6 protein-coding genes are annotated in these 7,889 nt (G+C 70.0%); 2 read left to right on the top strand and 4 right to left on the bottom strand.

Features of this window, described 5'->3' with window-relative positions:
* The coding region (locus tag N4P33_RS07560; protein WP_399028920.1) for an ATP-binding protein at window positions 1-218 on the top strand (218 nt) is incomplete at its 5' end.
* Between the two features lie 295 nt (window positions 219-513).
* Window positions 514-801 (top strand): anion permease, encoded by a 288-nt coding sequence (locus N4P33_RS07555; RefSeq protein WP_260825526.1) that lies wholly within the window; start codon window positions 514-516, stop codon window positions 799-801.
* 144 nt (window positions 802-945) lie between these two features.
* On the opposite strand, the gene narI is transcribed toward N4P33_RS07555, so the two are convergent.
* From narI to N4P33_RS07535, 4 genes are read right to left on the bottom strand one after another with little or no spacing between them, the layout of a single operon-like run.
* Entirely contained in the window at window positions 946-1,713 is a 768-nt protein-coding gene (gene narI / locus N4P33_RS07550; protein ID WP_260825523.1) for a respiratory nitrate reductase subunit gamma, read from the bottom strand.
* On the bottom strand, window positions 1,710-2,381 hold the full coding sequence (gene narJ, locus N4P33_RS07545) for a nitrate reductase molybdenum cofactor assembly chaperone (RefSeq protein WP_260825522.1): 672 nt from the start codon (window positions 2,379-2,381) through the stop codon (window positions 1,710-1,712). The genes narI and narJ overlap by 4 nt, the downstream gene beginning before the upstream one ends.
* Complete coding sequence (gene narH, locus N4P33_RS07540; protein ID WP_260825521.1) at window positions 2,378-4,081, bottom strand: nitrate reductase subunit beta; 1,704 nt, start codon at window positions 4,079-4,081, stop codon at window positions 2,378-2,380. The genes narJ and narH overlap by 4 nt, the downstream gene beginning before the upstream one ends.
* Complete coding sequence (locus tag N4P33_RS07535) at window positions 4,081-7,764, bottom strand: nitrate reductase subunit alpha (RefSeq protein ID WP_260825525.1); 3,684 nt, start codon at window positions 7,762-7,764, stop codon at window positions 4,081-4,083. The genes narH and N4P33_RS07535 overlap by 1 nt, the downstream gene beginning before the upstream one ends.
* Window positions 7,765-7,889 lie beyond the last annotated feature (125 nt).

Below are 7,889 nucleotides of genomic sequence, written 5' to 3'. Positions count from 1 at the left end.
CCGTCGAGGTCACCGCCGAGACGGACGGCACACGGCTCCACCTGCGCGTCGCCGACAACGGCAGGGGCATCGACCCGGCCGTCACCCGCCGCAGCGGCCTGGACAACCTCCGCCGGCGCGCCACCGACCTCGGCGGCAGCTGCACCCTCACGCCGAACGATCCCACCGGCACCATCGTGGAATGGACGGTCCCCCTCCCCGCGCAGGCGGATGTCTGAGCCTCGTGGTGGGGCAGTCAGGGCGCTCAGGAAGGCAGCCCGCGGCGGCGACCGAGGACGGACAGACCGGGTCCCGTGCCGAACGGACAGGCGCCGCGCGGGCGGTGGGTGTGCCCGGGGGCTGTACCGGCCCTGCCAATGGGGCCGGTGGGCCTAACTCCTGAGGCCGAACGCCCGATCCCACGCACCACTTGTGTCCCCGACCGTGGAGGGGAACGCTCGCCCCCTTCCGGCGCCGCAGCGCGCGGGGAGCGGGGTCGAGCCCTGTCCAGAGAGTGGGCGATGAAACTACTACCTGTTCGCCTCCAACACCGCGCACGGGGCCGCGATGTACGCCGCCTTCCCCGCAGCCGCCGTCGCCACCGGGGCGCCTCCGGTGATGGCCGCCCTCGTGCTGGGCTTCATCAGCTCCCTGTACGGCGGCCTCACCAGCTACGCCTCCGGCCCGGCCCCCCTCCACTTCGGCGCCGGCTACGTCACCCTCGCCGAATGGTGGCGCACCCGCCTGGCCACTGCGCTCGCCAACATCGTCATCTGGATGGGCGTGGGCGCCCTGTGGCTGAAGGTCCTCGGCCACTGGTAGGGCCCGACCCCGAACCTGTCATCCGCACGGCCCGGCTCAGCAGCCGGGCCGTCGGCATGGCCATGGGCGGTCAGTTCCCGCTCCCCGGTCAGAGAGCCGGAGATCCCCTAAAGTCCCGTCGGCGGTGGTGGGACCGGCCGCTCGTCACCCCACGCGTTCCCAGCCGCGGCGCGGTGGGCGGGCACCGAGGCGGGTATCCCGGCTGCGGTAGACGATGTAGGGGCGGGTCAGGTAGCCCAGCGGTGCGGTGAGCATGTGCACGAGTCGCGTGAACGGCCAGGCGGCGAACAGCAGCAGGGCACTGATCGCGTGGAGCTGGAACAGCACCGGGGCGCCGGTCATCAGATCCGGGTCGGGCTGGAAGTAGAAGATGGAGCGGAACCACGGGGAGATGGTCTCGCGGTAGTCGTAGCCGCCGCCGACGACGTTCGCAGCCACCGTGGCGGCCAGGCCGAGCACGATGGTCACGGTCAGGGAGACGTACATGGCCTTGTCGTTGCGGGTGGTGGCGGAGAACACCGGGCCGACGGTGCGGCGCCGGTAGATCAGGATGGCCAGCCCGCCGAGCGTGGCGGCGCCCGCGATGGTGCCGAGGACGACCGCGCCGATGTGGTACGTGTGCTCGCTGATCCCGGCTGCCTCGGTCCAGCTCTTGGGGATGACCAGGCCGCCGATGTGGCCGATGAGGACGACGAGGATGCCGAAGTGGAACAGCGGGCTGCCGATGCGCAGCAGCCGGTTCTCGTACAGCTGGGAGGAGCGGGTGGTCCAGCCGAATTTGTCATAGCGGTAACGCCAGACGTGGCCCAGGACGAAGACGGCGAGGCACACGTAGGGCAGGGCGACCCACAGCAGGATGCCCCCGGTGCCGGCCTCCGCCGCCAGGGTCAGGGGCTGTGCCGGCGCGGTCATCGGGGACCTCCTACGACGGGGTCGGGCAGGAACACAGGGGATGCGTACGGGTCGAGACCGACCTGTTCCTCGGGCGGCCCCTGGGCGGCGAGGCGGGCGACGGCTTCGCGGTCGTCGCCCGCGAGGGCGGGAAGGGTGGCCGAGACGGAGTCCAGCACAAGGGCCCAGGGTGAGCCGTCGTCGTTCAGAGCCAGGCGCAACAGCTCCAGGCCGGCCCGGTGTTCAGTGAGCAGCCGCGCCCCCGCGCCCGGGTCGGTGGCGGCGAACTCGAGGACGACGGCGAGGTGATCGGGCAGCTCGTCGTCGGCCAGACGCCAGCCCGCCGCGGTGTAGGTCTGCTTCAGCCGCAGCAGGCCGAGGCCGCGCTTGCGGGTGTCGCCGTGCGCGTAGTACGTCAGGTACGGGCAGCAGCGTTTGCGGTGGTCGAAGGTGGCGACGTAGGCAGTGGCCAGGTCGGCGGGCGTGGTCTGCTCGGCGTGTGTGGTGAAGCGGAGCAGGGGGTGGGCGACCGGTTCCGGCAGGGTGGAAGCAACATGGCCGGCCAGGGCCAGGCGCTGGGCGAACTGCTCGTCGGGGTAGGCGAGCAGCAGGGACTGGGCCTGCCAGGCGTAGGGATGCCAGGGCTCGGTACCGGCCGTACGTGCGGCCTTTTTCTTGAGGATGTTCATGGCTTCGGCTCGACCTCCCCACCACGGTCGATGCTGCCGTCGCCGTTGGCTGACGGTTTCTCCGGGAACAGGCCGGGCGGGGAGCCCTTGCCGTCCCAGTTGAGGAGGTTGACGCGAGTGGCCTTGTCGTCCGGCGTGGCCGGGGTGTCAGAGGTTTGCCGGTCGCGCAGGGCGTGGAAGTTCTCCACCGCGATGGGCGCCGCGCCGCCGGAGGTCTCCCCGAACGGTCCGGAGCCGCCCATGCCGGGGCCGCCCTCGTAGTTCAGGCTGCACTCCGTGGCCAGCTCCTCCAGCTTGTGCGCCTGTTCGGCATGGGCGGGCGGGATGACGTACCGCTCGTCGTACTTGGCCAGCGCCAGCAGCCGGTACATGTCGTAGAGCTGCTCGCCGGACATGCCGACCGACTTGGGGATGGTGTCGTTCGGTTCCCGGCCGAGGTTGATGTCCCGCATGTACGAGCGCATCGCGGCCAGCCGCCGCAGCACGCGGTCGACCGGGGCGGGGTCGCCCGCGGTGAACAGCTGGGCGAGGTAGTCGACGGGGATGCGCAGGGCGTCGACGGCGGCGAAGAGGTTGTGGTGGTCCTCGGCGTCCTGGCCGGTGTCGCGGACCGCGTCGACGACCGGGGACAGCGGCGGGATGTACCAGACCATGGGCATCGTCCGGTACTCCGGGTGCAGCGGCAGGGCCACCTTGTAGGTGTTGATCAGGGCGTGGATCGGGGAACGCTGCGCCGCTTCGATCCAGTCCCGTGGGATGCCCGCCCGCTCCGCCTCCCGTACGACGGCGGGATCGTCCGGGTCGAGGAAGACCTGCCGCTGGGCCTCGTACAAGCCGGTGTCGTCGGGGGTGGAGGCCGCTTCCAGCACCTTGTCGGCGTCGTAGAGGACGAGGCCGATGTAGCGCAGCCGTCCGACGCAGGTCTCGGAGCAGACGGTGGGCAGACCGACCTCGACCCGCGGGAAGCAGAAGGTGCACTTCTCGGCCTTGCCGGTGCGGTGGTTGAAGTAGACCTTCTTGTACGGGCATCCGGTCACGCACATCCGCCAGCCGCGGCAGCGGTCCTGGTCGACGAGGACGATGCCGTCCTCCTCGCGCTTGTAGATCGCGCCGGATGGGCAGGAGGCCGCGCAGGACGGGTTGAGGCAGTGCTCGCAGATGCGCGGCAGGTAGAACATGAAGGTCTGCTCGAACTCGAACTTGATCTTCTCGGAGACCTCGTTCAGCAGGACGTCCCGCTCGCTCGTCGCGGCCGATCCGCCGAGGTCGTCGTCCCAGTTCGCCGACCAGGAGATCTTCATGTCCTTCCCCGAGATCAGGGACTTGGGGCGGGCGACCGGGGTGTGGTCCTGCAGCGGGGCGTTCGTCAGGGTCTCGTAGTCGTAGGTCCAGGGCTCGTAGTAGTCGTCGAGGGACGGCAGCACCGGGTTGGAGAAGATCTGGATCAGCTTCTTGAACCGGCCACCGGCCTTCAGCGCGAGGTTGCCCCGCTTGTTCAGCTCCCAGCCGCCGCGCCACGTCTCCTGGTCCTCGTAGCGGCGCGGATAGCCCTGCCCGGGGCGGGTCTCGACGTTGTTGAACCAGACATATTCGACGCCGGTGCGGTTGGTCCACGCCTGTTTGCAGGTGACCGAGCAGGTGTGGCAGCCGATGCACTTGTCGAGGTTCATCACCATCGCCATCTGGGCCATCACGCGCATCAGTACGTCACCTCCTGGTTCGCGCGGCGGCGGATGACGGTGACCTCGTCGCGCTGGTTGCCGGTCGGGCCGAGGTAATTGAAGGCGTACGACAACTGGGCGTAGCCGCCGATGAGGTGGCTGGGCTTGATCAGCAGGCGGGTCAGGGAGTTGTGGATTCCGCCGCGCCGGCCGGAGGTCTCGGTGCGGGGGACGTCGATGAGACGGTCCTGGGCGTGGTGCATGTAGACGGTGCCCTCCGGCATCCGGTGCGAGACGACCGCGCGGGCGGCGACCACGCCGTTGCGGTTCACCGCCTCGACCCAGTCGTTGTCCTTGACACCGACCTTGGCCGCGTCCTGCGTGCTCATCCAGATCGTCGGCCCGCCCCGGGACAGGGAGAGCATGAACAGGTTGTCCTGGTACTCGGAGTGGATGGACCACTTGTTGTGCGGGGTGAGATAGCGGACTGTCACGCCCAGTTCTCCGACCTCCCCCAGGCGCGGTTCGTCGAACAGTGCGTCCATGTTCAATGGGGGCCGGTAGACCGGGAGTTGCTCGCCGAGCGCGGTCATCCAGTCGTGGTCGAGGTAGAAGTGCTGGCGGCCGGTGAGGGTGTGCCAGGGCTTGAGGCGCTCGACGTTGACGGTGAACGGCGAGTAGCGACGGCCGCCTGTCTCCGAGCCGGACCACTCGGGGCTGGTGATGACGGGTACGGGGGCGGCCTGCGTGTCGGCGAAGGTGATCTGTTTGCCCTCGTGCTCGGCGGCCAGGTCCGCCAACTGCCGACCGGTACGGGCTTCGAGGGCGTGGAAGCCCTGCGTGGCCAGATGGCCGTTGGTAGTGCCGGACATGGCGAGGATCGCCTCGCAGGCGTGCACGTCCCTGGCGATCGAGGGCCGTCCGTCCGCAACGCCTCCGCGCACGGTGCCGTTCTTGTGCCGCAGGTACTCCAGCTCGCGCTCCACCTTGAACGTGACGCCCTTGGTGGTGGCGCCCAGGCTGTCCAGCAGCGGGCCGAGCGCGGCCATCTTCTCGGCCACGGCACCGTAGTCGCGTTCAACGGTGATCAGCTTGGGCATGGTGCGGCCGGGCACCGGCTCGCACTCCCCCGCCTTCCAGTCGCGCACCCGGCCGTGCGGAGTAGCCAGCTCGTCCGGGGTGTCGTGCAGCAGCGGGGCCGCCACCACATCCTTGCGGACGCCGAGATGGCCGACGGCCTGGCGGCTGAACTCCTTGGCCAGGGTGTGGAAGGCGTCCCAGTCGGTGCGGGTCTGCCACGGCGGCGCGATCGCCGGATTGAAGGCATGCACGAACGGGTGCATGTCCGTACTCGACAGGTCGTGCTTCTCGTACCAGGTCGCGGCCGGCAGCACCACATCGGAGAAGACCGTGGTGCTGGTCATCCGGAAGTCCAGGGTCAGCAGCAGGTCGAGCTTGCCCTCCGGGGCCTCCTCCCGCCACACCACATCCCTCGGTCGGGCGTCCGGCGGGGCCTCGGTGGCGCGGACGGAGGAGTCGGTGCCCAGCAGGTGCTTGAGGAAGTACTCGTTGCCCTTGGCGGAGGAGCCCAGCAGGTTGGCCCGCCACACGGTCAGTACCCGCGGGAAGTTCTCGGGCGCGTCCGGGTCCTCACCCGCGAACGCCAGCCGCCCCGCCTTGAGTTCGTCGACGATGTGCTCGGCTACCGGGCGGCCCCCTGCCTCTGCCTCGTCGGCCAGGTCCAGCGGGTTGCGGTTGAACGTCGGATAGGACGGCATCCAGCCCATCCGCGCCGACTGCGCGATCACGTCCGCCGTGGACTTCCCGGCGAAGGGGCCTCCCGCGCCGGCCGCCGCGAGGGTGTCGGCGGAGAACGGGTCGTAGCGGAACTGGCCGCTGTGCAGGTACCAGTAGGCGGTCTGGATCATCAGCCGGGCCGGACGGTTCCAGTCCGCGGCGGTCGCGATCGCCGAGTAGCCGGTGATCGGGCGGACCTTCTCCTGACCCACGTAATGGGCCCAGCCGCCGCCGTTGACGCCTTGACAGCCGGTCAGCGTCGTCAGGGTGAGAAACGCGCGGTAGATCGTGTCGGAGTGGAACCAGTGGTTGGTCCCGGCCCCCATGATGATCATCGAGCGGCCGCGGGACTCCTCGGCGTTGGCCGCGAACTCCCGCGCGATCCGGGCCGCCTTGCCCGCGTCCACTCCGGTGATCGCCGCCTGCCAGGCCGGGGTGTACGGCTCGGTCGCGTCGTCGTAGCCGGTGGGCCACTGGCCGGGCAGACCGTCGCGGGCCACCCCGTACTGGGCCAGCAGCAGGTCATAGACGGTCGTCACGAGGCGCCCGGCGACCCGGTGCACGGGGACGCCGCGCCGCAACGTTCCCGCGCTGCCGTCAGGGGCGTCGAAGCGGGGCAGTTCGACGGCGACCGGCACCTCCTCACCGCCCTCGGCGGACAGCAGGGGCCGGGTGTCGCCGAGGTCCAGGTTCCACTTCCCGGCACCCGCCTCGCCGTAGCGGTCGCCGAGCGTGCCGTTCGGCACCACCGGCTGCCCCGTGGCCGCGTCCAGCAGCACGGTCCGGAACTCCGCATGCTCGGCCGTGGCGTGCTCGCCCCCGAGATCGGCGGCGGTCAGGAACTTGCCCGGCCGGTACGTGCCCGGCTCCCGCTCCACCTCGTCGAGGGTGACCAGGAAGGGCAGGTCGGTGTACTGCTTGACGTAGTCGGTGAAGTACGGCGTGGCCCGGTCGACGAAGAACTCCTTGAGGATCACGTGCCCCATGGCCATCGCCAGGGCTCCGTCGGTGCCGGGCTGGGCGGCGAGCCACTCGTCGGCGAACTTCACGTTGTCCGCGTAGTCGGGCGACACGGCGACGACCTTCTGGCCACGGTAACGGGCCTCCGCCATCCAGTGCGCGTCCGGGGTACGGGTAACCGGCAGGTTCGAGCCCCACATGATCAGATAGCCGGCGTCCCACCAGTCCCCCGACTCCGGTACGTCGGTCTGGTCGCCGAACATCTGCGGGGAGGCCACCGGCAGGTCGGCGTACCAGTCGTAGAACGACAGCATCGCCCCGCCCAGCAGCGAGTAGAAGCGGGCGCCGGCCGCGTGCGAGACCATCGACATCGCCGGGATCGGGGAAAAGCCTGCGAGGCGGTCCGGCCCGTACTCCTTGATCGTGTGCACGTGGGCGGCGGCGACCATCTCGATCGCCTCGTCCCAGCTTGCCCGCACCAGGCCGCCCTTGCCGCGCGCCTTCTTGTAGCGGCGGGCGCGCTCGGGGTCGGAGACGATGTCCGCCCAGGCCGCCACCGGATCGCCCAGCCTCTGCTTGGCCTCCCGGTACATCTGCAGCAGCACGCCCCGCACGTACGGGTAGCGCACCCGGGTGGGTGAGTACGTGTACCAGGAGAACGCCGCTCCGCGCGGGCAGCCGCGCGGCTCGTACTCGGGACGGTCCGGGCCAACCGACGGGTAGTCGGTCTGCTGGGCCTCCCAGGTGATGATGCCGTCCTTGACGTACACCTTCCACGAGCACGAGCCGGTGCAGTTCACGCCATGTGTGGAGCGGACCACCTTGTCGTGCGACCAGCGGTCCCGGTAGAACTCGTCCGCCTGCCGGCCGCCCCGCTTGTGCAGCGAGCGGAGGTCTTCAGAGACTCCGGCTTTGGTGAAGAAGCGGCGGCTGCGTACCAGCGCCTCCGCCAACTCGCCGTCCATGCCCGCTCGTGCCTTGCTGGTTTCCGTGCTCACGGTGCCACTCCGCCCCGGGCATGCTGGCCCGTTCGAGTCGTGATCGAGTCCGGCCGCAACGACCATACGACTGCCGTCCCCCGAGTGGTCAA

It is taken from the genome of Streptomyces sp. 15-116A, from assembly GCF_025290915.1.
Lineage (GTDB): Bacteria > Actinomycetota > Actinomycetes > Streptomycetales > Streptomycetaceae > Streptomyces.
This window is presented reverse-complemented; position numbering and strand designations above follow the sequence as displayed.

Excerpts from the sequence above, each read along its gene's own strand:
- narI (WP_260825523.1), bottom strand. The coding sequence starts at position 1,713 with ATGACCGCGCCGGCACAGCCCCTGACCCTGGCGGCGGAGGCCGGCACC.
- narJ (WP_260825522.1), bottom strand. The coding sequence starts at position 2,381 with ATGAACATCCTCAAGAAAAAGGCCGCACGTACGGCCGGTACCGAGCCC.
- narH (WP_260825521.1), bottom strand. The coding sequence starts at position 4,081 with ATGCGCGTGATGGCCCAGATGGCGATGGTGATGAACCTCGACAAGTGC.
- N4P33_RS07535 (WP_260825525.1), bottom strand. The coding sequence starts at position 7,764 with ATGGACGGCGAGTTGGCGGAGGCGCTGGTACGCAGCCGCCGCTTCTTC.